Annotated in this window: 13 protein-coding genes; 8 read left to right on the top strand and 5 right to left on the bottom strand. The window is 60.3% G+C overall.

Annotation, left to right across the window (positions count from 1 at the left end):
- Position 1: 1 nt before the first annotated feature.
- The 4 genes from pcaF to IFU29_RS03380 all read right to left on the bottom strand — a co-directional run bounded on the left by pcaF (position 2) and on the right by IFU29_RS03380 (position 3,593).
- Positions 2–1,204 (bottom strand): 3-oxoadipyl-CoA thiolase, encoded by a 1,203-nt coding sequence (pcaF, locus tag IFU29_RS03395; RefSeq protein WP_191932664.1) that lies wholly within the window; start codon positions 1,202–1,204, stop codon positions 2–4.
- Positions 1,201–1,866, bottom strand: a complete 666-nt coding sequence (locus IFU29_RS03390) for a 3-oxoacid CoA-transferase subunit B (protein WP_191932663.1) — start codon at positions 1,864–1,866, stop codon at positions 1,201–1,203. Before IFU29_RS03390 ends, pcaF begins: the two co-directional genes overlap by 4 nt.
- Position 1,867: 1 nt before the next feature.
- Positions 1,868–2,563 (bottom strand): 3-oxoacid CoA-transferase subunit A, encoded by a 696-nt coding sequence (locus IFU29_RS03385; RefSeq protein WP_191932662.1) that lies wholly within the window; start codon positions 2,561–2,563, stop codon positions 1,868–1,870.
- A 115-nt stretch (positions 2,564–2,678) separates the two neighbouring features.
- A complete protein-coding gene (locus IFU29_RS03380; protein WP_191932661.1) occupies positions 2,679–3,593 on the bottom strand; it encodes a LysR family transcriptional regulator in 915 nt (304 codons plus the stop codon).
- Positions 3,594–3,704: 111 nt separating this feature from the next.
- Between IFU29_RS03380 and IFU29_RS03375 the strand changes: the two genes are divergently transcribed.
- The 3 genes from IFU29_RS03375 to catA all read left to right on the top strand — a co-directional run bounded on the left by IFU29_RS03375 (position 3,705) and on the right by catA (position 6,147).
- The gene (locus IFU29_RS03375; protein WP_191932660.1) at positions 3,705–4,817 is read left to right on the top strand and encodes a muconate/chloromuconate family cycloisomerase; all 1,113 of its coding nucleotides are present in this window, start codon (positions 3,705–3,707) and stop codon (positions 4,815–4,817) included.
- Positions 4,818–4,832: 15 nt separating this feature from the next.
- A complete protein-coding gene (gene catC / locus IFU29_RS03370) occupies positions 4,833–5,123 on the top strand; it encodes a muconolactone Delta-isomerase (protein WP_191932659.1) in 291 nt (96 codons plus the stop codon).
- 103 nt (positions 5,124–5,226) lie between these two features.
- The gene (catA, locus tag IFU29_RS03365) at positions 5,227–6,147 is read left to right on the top strand and encodes a catechol 1,2-dioxygenase (RefSeq protein ID WP_191932658.1); all 921 of its coding nucleotides are present in this window, start codon (positions 5,227–5,229) and stop codon (positions 6,145–6,147) included.
- 95 nt (positions 6,148–6,242) lie between these two features.
- Here the strand turns inward: catA and putA are convergent, their stop codons facing one another.
- Positions 6,243–10,190: a trifunctional transcriptional regulator/proline dehydrogenase/L-glutamate gamma-semialdehyde dehydrogenase gene (gene putA / locus IFU29_RS03360; protein WP_191932657.1), complete on the bottom strand. Its 3,948-nt coding sequence runs from the start codon at positions 10,188–10,190 to the stop codon at positions 6,243–6,245.
- A gap of 442 nt (positions 10,191–10,632) precedes the next feature.
- On the opposite strand from putA, the gene putP reads away from it, so the two are divergent.
- The 5 genes from putP to efeB all read left to right on the top strand — a co-directional run bounded on the left by putP (position 10,633) and on the right by efeB (position 17,166).
- Entirely contained in the window at positions 10,633–12,117 is a 1,485-nt protein-coding gene (gene putP / locus IFU29_RS03355; RefSeq protein WP_191932656.1) for a sodium/proline symporter PutP, read from the top strand.
- 204 nt (positions 12,118–12,321) lie between these two features.
- Positions 12,322–13,662 (top strand): histidine phosphatase family protein, encoded by a 1,341-nt coding sequence (locus tag IFU29_RS03350; RefSeq protein ID WP_191932655.1) that lies wholly within the window; start codon positions 12,322–12,324, stop codon positions 13,660–13,662.
- 195 nt (positions 13,663–13,857) lie between these two features.
- Positions 13,858–14,691, top strand: a complete 834-nt coding sequence (efeU, locus tag IFU29_RS03345) for an iron uptake transporter permease EfeU (RefSeq protein WP_191932654.1) — start codon at positions 13,858–13,860, stop codon at positions 14,689–14,691.
- A gap of 57 nt (positions 14,692–14,748) precedes the next feature.
- On the top strand, positions 14,749–15,876 hold the full coding sequence (gene efeO, locus IFU29_RS03340) for an iron uptake system protein EfeO (RefSeq protein WP_191932653.1): 1,128 nt from the start codon (positions 14,749–14,751) through the stop codon (positions 15,874–15,876).
- A 6-nt stretch (positions 15,877–15,882) separates the two neighbouring features.
- Complete coding sequence (efeB, locus tag IFU29_RS03335; protein WP_191932652.1) at positions 15,883–17,166, top strand: iron uptake transporter deferrochelatase/peroxidase subunit; 1,284 nt, start codon at positions 15,883–15,885, stop codon at positions 17,164–17,166.
- Positions 17,167–17,382: the final 216 nt, after the last annotated feature.

The following is a 17,382-nucleotide window of genomic DNA, read 5'->3' as shown; positions in this document are numbered from 1 at the left end:
GTTATGCCCTCTCCAACATCAGGGCGATGCCCTGACCGACGCCGATACACATGGCGCAGAGCGCGAAGCGGCCCCCGCCTTCCTGCAGGGCCCAGGCGGCATTCATCACCAGCCTGGCCCCCGATGCACCCAGCGGGTGACCCAGCGCAATGGCCCCCCCGTTCGGGTTCACCCGCCCGTCATCATCCGGCAGCCCCAGCGCACGGGTCACGGCCAGTGACTGGGCAGCAAAGGCCTCATTCAGTTCGAACACGTCAACCTGCCCGAGGCTGAGCCCTGCGCGCGCCAGCACCTTGCGCACTGCCTGCACCGGGGCAAAGCCCATGATCGTGGGTTCAATACCGGTGACCGCGCTGGTAATGATGCGGGCCAGCGGCCTCAGCCCGGACTGCTTCAGGCCGCGATCGCTGGCCAGCAGCAGCGCACAGGCGCCGTCGTTCAGGCCGGAGGCGTTGCCCGCCGTCACGCTGCCCTGTGGGTTAACCACCGGCGGCAGCGTGGCCAGCGCCTGCAGCGAGGTGGCCCGGGGGTGTTCATCCCGGGTGACCCAGTGCGCTTCTCCTTTTGGCGATGAGACGCAGACCTTCATTACCTGGCTGGCGTAAAACCCCCTGTCGCGTGCGGCAGCGGTAAGACGCTGACTGCGCAGGGCGAAAGCGTCCTGGTCTTCCCGGCTGATGCTGAAGCGCAGGGCAACGTTTTCTGCCGTCTGCGGCATCGTCTCAACGCCGTACAGGGCCTTCATTTGCGGGTTAATCAGCCGCCAGCCCATGGTGGTATCTTCCAGCTGCATCTGCCGGCTGAAGGGGTGTGCGGCCTTGGCCATCACGTAGGGCGCGCGCGACATGCTCTCCACGCCCCCCGCAATCATCAGGTCAGCGTCGCCGGCGCGCAGGGCTCTGGCCGCCGTGGCCACCGCGTCCAGGCTGGAGCCACACAGGCGGTTCAGCGTGCAGCCGGGGACGGAAGTCGGCAACCCGGCCAGCAGCAGTGCCATGCGGGCCACGTTGCGGTTGTCCTCGCCGGCCTGATTGGTGCAGCCCAGCAGCACATCGTCCAGCAGGCTCCAGTCCAGCGCCGGGTAGCGCTGCATCAGGCGGGAGATCGGCAGGGCGGCCAGGTTATCGGTACGCACCGTGGCCAGACAGCCGTTCAGCTTGCCGAACGGGGTGCGGACAGCATCACAGAGCCAGGCGGCGTTCATTGCGCTGTCCCCGGCGTCAGGTCAAACGTCAGTTCAGCGGGCGTCACTGCCTGGAGCTGCTCAGGGGTGATACCGCAGTGAAGTTCGCGCACCACCAGGCCCGCCGGAGTAATGTCCATCACTGCCATATCGCTGTAAATCCGGCGAATACAGGCGACGCCGGTCAGCGGATAACTGCACTGCCTGACGATTTTACAGACGCCACTTTTGGTCAGATGTTCGGTCATCACTATCACCTGGCGCGCACCGATAGCCAGGTCCATCGCCCCGCCCACCGCCGGGATCGCCTCCGCTTTGCCGGTGCTCCAGTTAGCCAGGTCGCCCCCGGCGGAAACCTGGTAGGCCCCGAGCACGCAGATATCCAGGTGACCGCCGCGGATCATGGCGAACGAGTCCGCGTGGTGGAAAAAACAGCCCCCGGGCAGCAGGGTAACCGTCTGTTTACCGGCGTTGATCAGTTCGGGATCCTCGTGACCGGCGGCCGGGGCCGGGCCCATACCGAGGATGCCATTTTCGCTGTGCAGAAAAATGTCTTTATCGGGCGGAAGGAAATCCGCGATGCGGGTTGGCAGGCCGATGCCCAGGTTGACGTACGAACCTTCCGGTATATCCCGGGCGATGCGGGCGGCCAGCCCGTCATGACTGAGTCTGGCAATCTCCATTTCAGGGGTGTCCTTCTGTGGCAGCGGGCAGCGACCGGGAGGCGACCACCACGCGTTGTACAAAAATGCCGGGGGTGACGACCGCCTCCGGATCCAGCGACCCCAGCGGCACCTGATGGTGGGTTTCCGCGATGGTGCAGTCGGCCGCCATGGCCATAATCGGATTAAAATTACGGGCGGCTTTATTGAATGTCAGGTTTCCCCAGCGGTCGGCGCACTCCGCGCGTATCAGCGCATAGTCGGCCCGCAGCGGCAGTTCAAAGACGTACTGACGTCCGGCAATGTCGCGCACTTCCTTGCCTGTCGCCAGTGCGGTGCCCACGCCAGTGGGGGTGAATATCCCGCCCAGGCCGGCCCCCCCTGCCTGGATACGGGCCACCAGGTTACCCTGCGGTACCAGTTCCAGGTCGATGTCGCCCCGGCGGTAAAGGCGGTCAAACACCCACGAGTCCGGCTGGCGCGGGAAAGAGCAGACCATTTTTCGCACACAGCCCGCGTTGAGCAGGGCGGCCAGCCCGTGGTCGCCGTTACCCGCGTTATTGCTGATCAGCGTCAGCCCGCGGGGGCGGCGGCGGACAAGGGCATCCAGCAGCGAGCAGGGCTGGCCGGCGGGGCCAAAACCGCCGATCATCACGGTGGCGTTATCCTGGATATCTGCGACGGCAGCGTCAGCAGAAGAGCAGCTTTTGTCGATCATGTTTATTCCTGAGCAGGCAGACAATGTTGACAGGGGCCAACTTATGAGATGAAAAAATTGTCAGCAAGGGCGAAAAGAGCGAAGTGTCGCGCAGGGCATCACAGGCCTGGGGGCGTTACCCCCCCGCAGGTCTGATATAGGGGATATTGCGCTCCTCATACAGCTGGTAAATCAGGCGCAGAAGCCGGGAAATATCCTCTGACCGGTCCTGCTGGCGGGTGCTCATCACCACCGGTGAAAACAGTTCAGGCTCCGCCAGCGGCCGGTAAACCACCGCATCGCGCTGCAGGTTCTGAAGGCACGCCGGGACCAGCGCGGCGCCCTCGCCGGCGGCAGCCAGTGCGAGGGCAAGCTGAAATCCGGCAACTTCGACAATACGGCCTGGTGCAAACGCGTTAGCACGGCAGGCCTGCAGCAGCGGGTCAGCCGGACCCGGCTGCGGTGCCTGCGGGCAGACCAGCAGAGTGTCCCTCCGCAAATCGTGCAAGGTTAACGCCGCTGCGCCGGCCAGCGGGTGGTGATGCGTCATCGCCACCATCAGCGGTTCCTGGCGCAGAGTGATCTGCCGCAGCCCTGTATCACCGTCACAGTGGCGACCAAACCCGACGTCGATAACCCCGTCTTTCAGCGCCAGCCCCTGTTCAGCGGCTGCCGTCTCCTGCAGATGAAGGGCCACCTGCGGCAGATCGGCACGAAAGCGCTGCAGGATCGGCGGCAGCAGGCCGTACAGCGTTGAGGCGGCCACCCCGAGGGTGAGCGTGCGTCCGGGCTGGCCGATGCGCCGGGTCATCGCCTTCAGCTCCCGCGCCCCGGCAAGTAACTGCACGGCGTGATAATAGAAAAACCGTCCTGCCCCGGTCAGCGCCAGCGGACGCGATGCCCGGACAAACAGCTCCGCCCCGAGATCGTCTTCCAGCTGGCGTATCTGGCGGCTTAACGGCGGCTGGCTGATATGCAGGCGCAGGGCCGCCCGGCTGAAGTTTTTCTCTTCTGCAACGGCTACAAAATAGCGTAAGTGGCGCAGTTCCATGGCGATACCTTCCGGGTATGAAGATCAGTTGAAATGGGTGTTGGACGCCTTTTTACAGGACGGTATAGGGTCATCTTCATGGCAAACTGACCCGGCTGTTGGACAAAAAATATGATCATTGACTCCGTGGAAACCCTGTTATTAGACGTGCCCGCCATCCGCCCGCATCGCCTGTCAATGACCACCATGAAGGTGCAGACCCTGGTACTGGTGCGCATGGTCTGCGACGACGGGATCACCGGCTGGGGCGAGGCGACCACCATCGGCGGTCTGAGCTATGGCGAAGAGAGCCCGGAAAGCATCAAGGCCAATATTGACGGCTGGCTGGCACCGCTGCTGATTGGTCAGGATGCGCAACGGGTCGCCCCGGCGATGGCCCGTCTGGAACGCGCGGTGAAGGGCAACCGCTTTGCCAAATGTGCGCTGGAAACGGCGCTGATGGATGCGCAGGCCCGGCGGCTGAATATCCCGCTCAGCGAGCTGCTGGGAGGGCGCATGCACGAAGCGCTGCCGGTGGCCTGGACGCTGGCCAGCGGCGATACCGGCAAAGATATTGCCGAGGCGCAGAAAATGCTGGATCTGCGGCGGCATCGTATTTTCAAACTCAAAATCGGCCTGCGCGATGTCAGTGCCGATGTTGCCCACGTGCTGGCTGTCCGGCGGGCACTGGGGGAGCAGGCCTGCCTGCGGGTGGATGTCAATCAGGCCTGGGACGAGCGGGAGGCGGAGCAGGGAATGGCCGCACTGGAAGCCGCCGGCATTGCCGCCGTTGAGCAGCCGATCCGGGCGGAAAATCACGCCGGACTGGGGCGGCTTGCGCGCCGCTTCAGCCTACCGATCATCGCTGACGAGGCCCTGAACGGCCCGCAGGATGCCCTGACGCTGGCCAGCCGGGCGGCAGCAGACGTATTTTCCGTCAAGATCAGCCAGTCAGGAGGGCTGACGGCCGCCCGCCAGGTCGCTGATATTGCCCGCCTGCACGGTATCGCCCTGTACGGCGGCACCATGCTGGAGGGGGCACCGGGTACGGCCGCATCGGCACATCTGTTTTCCACCTTCAGCGAAATGACGTTTGGCACCGAACTGTTCGGGCCGCTGCTGCTGACGGAGGACATTCTGACCACGCCGATGGTCTGGCGCGACTTTATGCTGCAGGTTCCTGCCGGCCCGGGGCTGGGCATTGATATTGACACCGACAAAGTGGCGGCACTGCGTCGCCGATGAGAGAAGGAGTGACTTATGTTGTTTCACGTCAGAATGGACGTCTGCCTGCCCCACGCCCTGCCGCAGCGAGAGGTGGCGTCCTTAAAAGCCGAAGAGAAGGCGCGGGCACAGGCTTTGCAGGCCAGCGGCCAGTGGCGTCATCTGTGGCGCATCGCCGGGCAGTATTCCAACATCAGCCTGTTTGACGTGGCGTCCGTGGAGGAGCTGCATCAGTTACTTTCCACGCTGCCGCTTTTTCCCTGGATGCAGATTCAGGTGATCCCGCTGTCCCGGCATCCGTCTTCGGTCCGCGAGGACGATCGCTAGCGCACCCGCTAACTGTACCCTACTGCCCCCTGTCTGCGGCCGCAGAGCCGCGCCCTGCTTCACCGGCAACAGGAGGTATAACAACCTGAAAGGGAGTTGCACTATGGACAAGCAAGAAATCGGCATACTGGTTCAGCGTTTTATTGTTAAAACGGCCAGAGGAGAGGTCAATCCCCGTGTGCAGCAGGTGACGGTCCGCCTGCTCACTGACCTGTTTAACGCCATCGAGGATCTGGACCTGCAGCCCGGTGAAGTGTGGAAAGGGCTGGAGTATCTGGCCGACTGCGGTATGGCTCATGAGATGGGCCTGCTGGCCGCCGGGCTGGGGCTGGAACGGTTTATTGATATCCGCTCGGATGAGGCAGAAGTCCGGGCCGGGTTACAGGGCGGGACGCCGCGCACCATTGAAGGGCCGCTGTATGTCTCCGGCGCGCCGGTGTACCACGGCTTTGCGCGGCTGGACGACGGCACGGAGGAGGAGAAAGGCGAGGTGCTGTTTATGCAGGGCACCGTACGTGATGAAGAGGGCAAGCCGCTGCCGCGTGCCAGCGTCGAGGTCTGGCACGCCAATACCCTCGGTAACTACTCCTATTTTGATAAGAGCCAGCCCTCATTCAACCTGCGGCGGACTATCATGACCGACGATAACGGCCGTTACCAGTTGCGTACCATCATGCCTGCGGGGTACGGCTGTCCACCGGAAGGCCCCACCCAGCAGCTGCTGAGCAGGCTGGGGCGTCATGGCCGCCGGCCGGCCCATATTCACTTTTTTATCCGGGCTCAGGGCTGCCGGATGCTCACCACCCAAATCAATATCGATGGCGATGAGTATCTGTGGGATGATTTTGCCTTTGCCAGCCGGGAAGGGCTGGTACCGAAGGTACATAAAATCACAGCGGCCGGGGCGCTGGCCGTGAAAAAACTGACCCGGCCATTCTTCTCGATTGATTTCGACTTCACCCTGTATGGTGATCGCGACAGAATGCCGGGGACAGAGGTCGATCGCCAGCGGGCACATGCCTGAGGGCAATAAAAAAGGCTGCCCGCAATAATGAGGGCAGCCCGGTTGGCGCGGATACCTTCCGCCAGAGGACGGCCCTGACGGGCCGTTTTGCTGTGTCAGCCGATGGTCATCAGACTGGCATTTCCGCCTGCAGCGGCCGTATTGACGCTCAGTGAACGTTCCAGCAGCAGGCGTTCCAGCAGCAGATTGGTCTCCCCACGGGCAAAGCCCTGTACGGAAATAATCGCGCCGTCGCGGGCGGCCACGGCCTGACAGAGGTCGCGCAGCTGGTCAGCATCGCCGTGGTAAATCACCGCGTCAACGGTACGGTTTTCCAGCGGCTGTGCGGCAAAGGCAATCCGCTGCTGAACCTGTGCCGGCAGCTGTTGCCACAGGCTGCGGTGCAACTCATCGTCAGACCATAGCGCATGACTGCCCACTGCGGTGACTGCAGCCAGCTGGACCAGCGCATCCTGCTCGTTATCTGCCAGGCACAGCACCCGCTCACGCGGCAGCAGGGCGAAGGTGTTGCGTTCGCCCGTTGGACCAGGCAGCAGGCGCACGGTGCCCCCCTGGCCCAGTTCGGCAAAGCGCGCGCAGCAGGCCGCCAGGTCCGGGCGGTCGGCGGCCCACTCACTCAGCGCCTGATGCGCTGCCAGCAGGGCCGGTCGCAGAGCCGCATCCACCGGGCGCTCTTTATCCTGGCGGTTAAGGGTGACACTCAGCGCATTGTCCGGGCGGTGTGACAGCAGACGATACAGGTAGAGCGGTCCTCCGGCTTTCGGCCCGGTACCCGACAGGCCTTCGCCACCGAACGGCTGCACGCCCACCACGGCCCCGACCATGTTCCGGTTCACGTAGAGGTTACCAACGTGGGCCTTCTGTACCACCTGATGGATAGTTTCATCAATGCGGGTATGCACGCCCAGCGTCAGGCCGTAGCCGGAAGCGTTGATCTGATCGATGACCTGCGGCAGCGTGTTGCGGGCGTAGCGCACCACGTGCAGCACCGGACCGAAGATCTCTTTGTCGAGATCTTCCACTTTATTCAGCTCAATCAGCGTTGGCATCACAAAGGTGCCGGTCTGCCATTCACGACGGCCCGGGGCCTGCGGCTGTGCCGCCTGGAATACGGTGAAGCCCTTACTGCGCATCGACTCAATATGCTGCTCAATGCCTTCTCTGGCCTCGGCATCGATCACCGGGCCAATATCGGTAGAGAAGCGCTCCGGGTTACCCATACGGCACTCGGCCATCGCGCCGCGCAGCATTTTCAGCGTATGTTCGGCCACGTCGTCCTGTACGCACAGCAGGCGCAGGGCAGAGCAGCGCTGTCCGGCGCTGTCGAAGGCAGAGGCCACGATATCCGTCACTACCTGTTCGGTCAGTGCAGAGGAGTCAACAATCATCGCATTCATGCCGCCGGTTTCCGCCACCAGTGGCGTCGGGCGGCCCTGCGGGTCAAGACGTCCGGCCAGGTTGCGCTGCAGTAGCGTGGCGACGGCAGTGGATCCGGTAAACATCACGCCGCGTACGCGCTCGTCCTGAACCAGCTGCGCCCCCACGGTTTCACCCGTGCCTGGCAGTAGCTGCAGTGCGCCTACGGGGACGCCTGCTTCATGCAGGATAGCCACGGCCTGGGCGGCAATCAGCGGGGTCTGTTCCGCCGGTTTGGCCAGTACGCTGTTACCGGCGGCCAGGGCGGCCGCGATCTGGCCGCTAAAGATGGCCAGCGGGAAGTTCCACGGGCTGATGCACACCACCGGGCCTAACGGGCGGTGGGTTTCATTGTCAAAATCATCGCGCACCTGGCCCGCGTAATAGTGCAGGAAGTCCACCGCCTCGCGCACCTCCGCAATGGCGTTACTGAAGGTCTTACCGGCTTCACGCACCAGAATGCCAATCAGGCTCTGCATCTGGCCTTCCATCATTACCGCCGCGCGCTCCAGAATAGCGGCGCGCTCCTGCGGTGGGGTGGCGAACCAGATCGGGCCGACGCTAACCGCCGCATCCAGGGCAGCCGACACCTCGTCTGCGGTGGCGCTGCGGACGTAGCCGACCACGTCGCCCGGCTCCGCCGGATTGATCACCGGGCTGCTTTCACCCGAAGCCAGCGGGGCATCGATGACCGGCTGCACCTGCCAGCTCTGGCTGGCGCTGTTAAGCAGGGCGCTGGACAGCGAGGCCAGGCGATGTTCATTCGCCAGGTCCAGCCCGGCGGAGTTCTGCCGGTGCTCACCGTACAGCGCGCGCGGTAACGGAATTTTTGGGTGCGGCAGGCCGACCGCGCCTTCGCTGCGCGCCAGCGCTTCCACGGCGGCGACCGGATCGGCGACCAGCTCGTCCAGCGGCAGGGTGGCATCGGCAATGCGGTTGACAAACGAGGTGTTCGCACCGTTTTCCAGCAGGCGGCGAACCAGATAGGCCAGCAGTGTTTCATGCGTGCCCACCGGGGCATAGATACGGCACGGGCGATTCAGCTTGCCGTCGGCGACTTTCCCCACCACCTGTTCGTACAGCGGCTCACCCATCCCGTGCAGGCACTGGAACTCATACTGTCCCGGATAGTAGTTGTTGCCCGCCAGCTGATAAATCGCCGCGAGAGTATGGGCGTTATGGGTGGCGAACTGCGGATAAATCAGGTTTGGTACCGCCAGCAGCTTGCGGGCGCAGGCGAGATAGGAGATATCGGTATACACCTTACGGGTGTAAACCGGATAGCCTTCCAGCCCTTCAGTCTGGGCGCGTTTGATTTCGCTGTCCCAGTACGCGCCTTTTACCAGGCGGATCATCAGGCGGCGGCGGCTGCGCTGGGCAAGATCGGTCAGATAGTCGATGACCATCGGGCAGCGTTTCATATAGGCCTGGATGACGAAGCCGATGCCGTTCCAGCCTTCCAGTTCCGGCTCGAAGCAGAGTTTTTCCAGCAGGTCGAGCGACAGCTCCAGGCGGTCGGCTTCTTCGGCATCAATATTAATACCGATGTCATAGCTGCGCGCCAGCAGCGTGAGGGATTTCAGGATCGGATACAGCTCTTCCATTACGCGTTCGTACTGCGCGCGGCTGTAGCGGGGGTGCAGGGCGGACAGTTTAATAGAGATGCCCGGGCCTTCATAAATACCGCGTCCGTTGGAGGCTTTACCTATGGCATGGATCGCCTGCTGGTAGGAGACCAGGTAGGCTTTGGCATCCTGCGCGGTCAGCGCGGCTTCACCAAGCATATCGTAGGAGTAGCGGAAACCGGTCTCTTCCAGCTTGCGGGCATTGGCCAGCGCTTCGGCAATGGTTTCCCCGGTGACAAACTGCTCACCCATTAGCCGCATCGCCATATCCACCCCTTTGCGGATCAGCGGTTCGCCGCTTTTACCGATAATGCGGTTAAGCGAGCGCGACAGGTTGGCTTCGTTATGCGTGGCCACCAGACGACCGGTAAACAGCAGGCCCCAGGTGGCCGCGTTGACAAACATCGATGGGCTGCGGCCCAGGTGGGAGTGCCAGTTACCGTTGCTGATCTTATCGCGGATCAGTGCATCCCGCGTCGGCTTGTCGGGAATACGCAGCAGGGCTTCCGCCAGGCACATCAGTGCCACCCCTTCCTGAGAGGAGAGTGAGAACTCCTGCAGCAAGCTTTGCACCATGCCGGCGCGGCCGCCTGCCCCTTTCTGGTGCCGTAGCTTATCGGCCAGCTGCCAGGCAAGGCGGTGCGTCGGCTCGGCCAGCGCCTGCGGTAAACGGGCCTGCTCCAGCAGCATCGGCACCGCTTCGGGTTCCGGGCGACGCCAGGCCGAGGTGATGGCAGCGCGGGCCACCGACTGCGGCAGGATCTGCTCGGCAAAGTCGAGGAATGGCTGGTGCGCCTCGTCCTGCGGGCGTTCGTCGCTTTCTACCGTGGCGGCACCGGCCGGGATTTCAGCCAGCGCGGCTCCCTGCTCAATCTGTTGCAGATAGTTGAAGATCGCCTGCTTAATCAGCCAGTGCGGCGTACGATCGATCTGTAGCGCGGCCTGTTTAATCCGGTCGCGCGTTGCGTCGTCCAGTTTCACGCCCATGGTAGTTGTGCCCATGCCTTACAGCTCCTGAATCAGTGGATAACAAATGACAGGATGCAATATCACTGATGTTGCAACTTTGTGCAACCTCGTTAAATGTGACCCTATCCTCATTCTTTAAAACTGCCTTTTTGTTAACGCCAAAAAAGCGGCATGGATATTGCTGCAAGAATCCCGCCAGGTGTGAATTAACCCTGCAAGCCCTGGTTTTAATAAGGTTGTTGTGCGGGTGCAACCCGATGAAATGTGATGCAGTGCAACCTGCCAGCAATTAGTCGTAACAACCTGGTGAAATGAATGTGCAAGCTGTGTTAAATCGTTTGTGCCACACAGCCGTTTACGGCAGGATACCGCCCCCGGCTGGATGCCAGACCCAGTGCGCGCCTTTGCTACGTTCCGGCAAGTGCCGCCTATGCAGCCTCCCGCTGTGGAAACTAATAATAAGTGGAGAACCTGAATGACTGTAAGTACGCCAATGATGGTGACATTTTGTATTTATATTCTCGGCATGGTGTTGATTGGTTTCATCGCTTACCGTTCAACGAAAAACTTTGACGACTATATTCTGGGTGGCCGCAGTCTGGGCAGCTTTGTCACCGCGCTCTCTGCGGGTGCGTCAGACATGAGCGGCTGGCTGCTGATGGGCCTGCCGGGGGCGATCTTCCTGTCCGGTATCTCCGAAAGCTGGATTGCCATCGGCCTGACTCTCGGGGCCTACCTGAACTGGAAAATTGTCGCCGGGCGGCTGCGCGTGCAGACCGAACATCACGACAATGCCCTGACCCTGCCGGACTACTTCTCCAGCCGCTTTGAAGACACCAGCAAGCTGCTGCGGGTGATCTCCGCGCTGGTGATCCTGGTGTTCTTCACTATCTACTGCGCCTCCGGCGTGGTGGCTGGCGCACGCCTGTTCGAAAGCACCTTCGGCATGAGCTATGAAACCGCCCTGTGGGCCGGTGCGGCGGCGACTATTGTCTACACCTTTGTTGGCGGTTTCCTCGCGGTCAGCTGGACCGATACGGTGCAGGCGACGCTGATGATTTTCGCACTGATCCTGACGCCGGTGATGGTTATTCTGGCCGTCGGTGGCCTGGATGATGCGATGACCGTCATCAGGGCGAAGAGCATCGAGAACGTCGATATGCTGAAAAACCTCAACATTGTGGCCATTATTTCCCTGCTGGGCTGGGGCCTGGGTTACTTCGGTCAGCCGCATATCCTGGCGCGCTTTATGGCGGCAGACTCTCACCGCTCAATTCGAACCGCCCGCCGTATCGGGATGACCTGGATGATCCTGTGCCTGGCCGGTGCCGTGGCCGTGGGCTTCTTTGGTATCGCCTACTTCCAGAACCATGTGGAGCAGGCAGGTGAGGTGTCGCAGAACAGCGAGCGTATCTTTATTGAACTGACCCGCATTCTGTTCAACCCGTGGATTGCCGGTGTGCTGCTGTCGGCCATTCTGGCAGCGGTGATGTCGACCCTGAGCTGCCAGCTGCTGGTGTGCTCCAGCGCCCTGACGGAAGATCTGTATAAGAACTTCCTGCGTAAAGGTGCCAGCCAGCGCGAGCTGGTGTGGGTAGGGCGTATGATGGTACTGCTGGTGGCGGCCATTGCTATTGCTCTGGCGTCAAATCCGGACAACCGCGTGCTGGGTCTGGTGAGCTACGCCTGGGCCGGTTTCGGTGCGGCATTTGGACCGGTGGTGCTGCTGTCACTGGTGTGGAAGCGCATGACGCGCAACGGCGCACTGGCCGGTATGATCGTCGGTGCCGTGACGGTGCTGGTCTGGAAGCAGTGGGGCTGGCTGGATCTCTACGAGATCATCCCGGGCTTCCTGTTCGCCAGCATTGCCATTGTGGTATTCAGCCTGTTCGGCAAAGCGCCATCTGCCGCTGCACAGCAGCGATTTGATGCCGCTGAAGCGGAATACCAGGCCGACTAAGGCCGTTCCTGTCCGCTGGTACCGCCCGGTGCCAGCGGATCTTTTCCTCTGATCCCCGTTTTTCCCTTTTTCCGCCTCAGCCCGTGTCGACCCATCAGATTCTGCCAGCATTAACGAATAAGTGGCAAACCGCTCAAGGCTGACAGGGCGCTTTTATTCCTACACTCCGCAGTGAACGTCTCAATCACTACACGGAGTTCTCTCATGAGAAATGGATTTAACGCGTTGAACCGCAGCCTGCTGTCAGCAGTGCTCCTTATTCTGCCCTTACTGACCTGTGCAGCACCGAAGAATACTGAGGACGATGGCGTGCTGCGTTTCTATCTGGTGCGCCACGGGCAGACCCTGTCCAATAGTAAAGCGATGACAATTGGCGGAGGCGGCAATGCCGAACTCACGGCGAAAGGACGTTATGATGCCAGCAGCCTCGGACTGGGACTGGCTGACATTCCGTTTATTGCTGCTTACAGCAGTACCTTTGGCAGGGCATTCCAGACGGCAACCCTGATCCTGCGCGACCGTAATATAGCAGTGACGCAGATTGATGGACTGAAGGACATCTCCTGGGGGGCGGCGGAAGGGGGGCGCATTGATGATCTGACCGCACAGTTTGGTCATTCCGGTAATGATTTTGCCTTCTACTTTGGCCGCCCAGATGATGTTGATTTTGTCTCTCCGGTGCAGGCGGAAAATATGGCGGTTTTCTCTCATCGCTTCGAGAGCGCTTTGCGTGCTATTGCCCGGCAGCACAGGGGAGAAAGTGGCAATATTCTGGTTGCCGCACACTCTTCGATGGCATTTTATCTGCAAAAGTACCGGCCAGACCAGCCGTTATCGGGTCTGGCAAACACCAGTGTATCGGTGCTGGAGTGGCGAAAGGGGGCGTTCAGGCTGGTCGATTTTAATAATACGGCCTTGCTGCAATCCGGTTACCTGAAGGCGGCCGCACTGGCACCGCTGGAAATGACGGTCGTGGTCAATTCCCTCACCCGGCTGAAGCAGTCGGGTGTCATGGAGGGAACCTCTGATTCTGATTTTTCAGCGGCCGGCGATCGGGCCAACCAGCGTCTGGCTGAACATCTGCAAAAGATGGCGTTTATCGGGGCCTGGAGCAGTGAACTGGGCAGGGCGGTGAAAACATCGCAGGCAGTCATGTTATCGCACCACCAGCAGGTAGTTCAGGATAAACGACTAAATGAACTGTTCCTCGGGCCGTGGGAAGCAGAAAAGATAGCCACACTGCGCACCCTCAGCGCGGCAGAGCCGCTGTTTTCCCCGGGTAAAAGGATCAATGCTGTCCCTGCAGAGCAGGGAGAACGCGGTGAGGTGGCCGCAGCGCGGTTAGATGAGGTGTTGTCACAGATCGGCTATCAGTACGAACACAGTCAGGGACGGGTCGCGGTCTTTACCCATCCGCTGATACTGGACGCTTTTCTTAGCAAGCGCATGCCAGGCTATCTGCCTCCGCCCTGTGAGGCGGCGTGTATTCTGACGCTGACCTATAAGAACGAGGCGTTTCAGGTCAAAGAGGCCCTGACCTTCTGAATCGAAGATTAATTTACCGGGCCAACAGGTTGTTGGCCCCACTGGGTTACATTTGCTTAAATTTTACCCCCCGCAAAACGCGAAAATAAGCCCGCGCCATCTTGTATTTCCTTAGCCGATAATGATAATCGATATCGTTCTTATTTTACTTATCTTTACTGAAATTGACCGGGTTTCACATTTGAGGTGTCAGGCATGTTTGTCCCGTTTCTGATTATGTTACGTGAAGGGCTGGAGGCGGCGCTGATTGTCAGCCTGATCGCCAGCTATCTGAAGCGGACGCAGCGCAGCCAGTGGTTTCCGGCCATGTGGACGGGCGTTTTTGTGGCGGCGGCCCTGTGCCTTGCTCTCGGCTGGTTTATCAATGAAACCACCGGAGAATTCCCGCAGAAACAGCAGGAGCTGTTTGAAGGGCTGGTGGCCGTGGTCGCCGTGGTGATCCTCACCTGGATGGTGTTCTGGATGCGTAAGGTGTCGCGCAATGTGAAAGCCCAGCTCGAAGATGCCGTCGACAGCGCATTACAAAAGGGCAACAGCAGCGGCTGGGCGCTGGTCATGATGGTGTTTCTCGCCGTGGCGCGTGAAGGCCTGGAATCCGTATTCTTCCTGCTGGCCGCTTTCCAGCAGGATGTCGGTTATGCGCCGCCGCTGGGGGCGATGCTGGGCCTCGCCACGGCCGTGGTACTGGGCATGCTGATCTATTGGGGGGGCGTACGCCTGAACCTGGCCAGCTTCTTTAAATGGACCAGCCTGTTTATCATTTTTGTCGCCGCCGGGCTGGCCGCGGGGGCAATACGGGCCTTCCACGAGGCCGGTCTGTGGAACCATTTCCAGTCGGTGGCGTTTGACTTCAGCCACACCCTGACCACGCACAGCGTCTTCGGCACCCTGCTGGAAGGGCTGCTGGGCTATCAGGAAGCCCCAAGCGTGAGCGAAGTGGCCGTCTGGTTTATCTATCTCGTTCCCGCGCTGCTGCTGTTTATGATGCCTGCGCGAACCGTTGCACCCTCTGCGCGCACCACGCGCTGAATCTGGCCGGGCAGGTCACCGACCTGCCGCTTATAACACTTAGACTGGGATGACCCTATGACCACTCATTTTCGCCGTCAGGCACTGAATGCTGCCCTGCTGGCGGCGCTGACCACCTCCGGCGCTGCGCTGGCTGCGGATATTCCGCAGGTCAACGTCAGCGTAAACGACAAGCAGTGTGAACCGATGTCCCTGACGGTTGATGCGGGTAAAACGCAGTTCATCATCAAAAACAACAGCCAGAAAGGGCTGGAGTGGGAGATCCTGAAAGGGGTGATGGTGGTCGAAGAGCGTGAAAATATCGCGCCGGGCTTTACGCAGAAGATGACGGCGAACCTGGAAGCGGGTGAATACGATATGACCTGTGGCCTGCTGAGCAACCCGAAAGGTAAGCTGATCGTCAAAGCCAGCGGCAGCAAAGTCAATGACGGCAAGCCGGATGTGCTGCAGCTGGTAGGCCCGATTGCCGACTATAAGCTGTATGTCACCAAAGAAGTGGAACAGCTGGTCGCCGGAACGAAAGCCTTTACCGATGCGGTAAAAGCGGGCGATGTGGAAAAAGCCAAAGCCCTGTTCGCCCCGACCCGCCAGCACTATGAGCGTATCGAGCCGATTGCCGAGCTGTTCTCTGACCTGGACGGGGCGATTGATGCCCGTGAGGACGACTTTGAGAAGAAAGCAGAAGACCCGAACTTCACCGGCTTCCACCGTTTAGAAAAAGTCCTGTTCGCCGACCACACCACTCAAGGGCTGGATAAGTATGCTGACCAGCTGTACAAAAATGTGCTGGAGCTGCAGACCCGCATCAGTGAGCTGGCGTTCCCGCCGGGTAAAGTGGTGGGCGGTGCCGCCGGTCTGATTGAGGAAGTGGCTTCCAGCAAGATCTCAGGTGAGGAAGATCGCTACAGCCGCACTGACCTGTGGGATTTCCAGGCCAACGTTGATGGCGCACAGAAAATTGTTAACCTGCTGCGTCCGCTGGTGCAGAAAGCGAATCCGCAGCTGCTGGCGAAAGTGGACGGTAACTTCAGGAAGGTGGATACCATTCTGGCGAAGTACCGGACCAAAGATGGCTATGAGTCTTACGATAAATTAACCGATGCTGACCGCACGGCGCTGAAAGGTCCGATTACGGCACTGGCCGAAGACCTGGCGATGCTGCGCGGTACGCTGGGTCTGGATTAAGCACACATGGCAAAACCTGTTGATGATGTAGCGCTGGCGTCACGCCGGCGCTTGTTGAAAGGGATGGGCATCCTCAGCGGTGCCCTGGCACTGGCGGGCGGATGCCCGGCTCATGCCGAGGTCGACGAGAAAACGTCCTCCCCGGGCACGCTGTCTCCGGGTGCCCGCCAGGAACGCCAGCCGTTTTATGGTGCGCACCAGGCGGGGATCACCACCCCGCAGCAGGCGGCAATGATGCTGGTCGCCTTTGATGTGCTGGCCAGTGACAAAGCCGATCTGGTGCGTCTTTTCAGGCTGTTAACCGACCGCATTGCGTTTCTCACCACCGGCGGTAAAGCGCCGCTGGTGACCAACCCGCAGCTGCCGCCGATGGACTCAGGCATTCTGGGCGATGATATTTACCCGGATAATCTGACGATTACCGTGTCGGTGGGAAGCTCACTGTTTGACGAACGTTTTGGTCTGGCTGCACTCAAGCCGCTGAAACTGCAGCGGATGACGCGCTTCCCGAATGACTCGCTGGACGCCAGTCTGTGCCACGGCGATCTGCTGTTGCAGATCTGCGCCAACACCAATGACACCGTGATCCACGCGCTGCGCGATATTATCAAGCATTCACCGGATCTGCTCAGCGTGCGCTGGCGGCGGGAGGGCTTCATCTCTGACCATGCTGCACGCAGCCGGGGCAAAGAGACGCCGATCAACCTGCTGGGGTTTAAGGATGGCACGGCTAACCCGGACAGCAGCGATGATCGCCTGATGGACAACATCCTGTGGGTTAGCAAAGGGCAGGGCGAACCGGCGTGGGCAGTGGGCGGCAGCTATCAGGCGACGCGCATCATTCAGTTTCACGTCGAGTTCTGGGACCGCACGCCGCTGCGTGAACAGCAGACAATATTTGGCCGGGAGAAACACAGCGGTGCGCCGCTGGGTATGTATCATGAGCACGATGTCCCGGACTATACCCGCGATCCCGACGGCGATGTCATCCCGATGGATGCCCATATTCGTCTGGCTAACCCGCGCACACCGGAAACACAAAGCAGCCTGATGCTGCGCCGGGGGTACAGTTATTCCCTGGGGGTGTCTAACGCCGGACAACTGGAAATGGGTCTGCTGTTTGTCTGTTATCAGCACGATTTAGAAAAAGGTTTTCTTACCGTGCAGAAACGTCTCAATGGCGAAGCGCTGGAAGAATATATAAAACCGATTGGCGGGGGATATTTCTTTGTGCTACCCGGCGTGCCGGATGCACAGCACTTCCTGGCCCAGGGATTGCTCGAAGCCTGATTGTATTTAGCGGATTAATCTTAATCCGCTCTCTTTACCCTGACCTCATCCCCTGTGCGTTGACATCAATAAAACCTCTCTGGTTAAAAAACACTCAATCACGTCAAAAAACCGCCGCCATAAAAATAAATTCCTGTAGCTAATATGATGATCTAAAACGCTTTCATACAAGTGTAATAATAACGTTAAAAAAAGTGTTGCAATTTTTAGCTAATA

Source organism: Erwinia persicina (assembly GCF_014838825.1).
Lineage (GTDB): Bacteria > Pseudomonadota > Gammaproteobacteria > Enterobacterales > Enterobacteriaceae > Erwinia > Erwinia persicina_A.
This window is presented reverse-complemented; position numbering and strand designations above follow the sequence as displayed.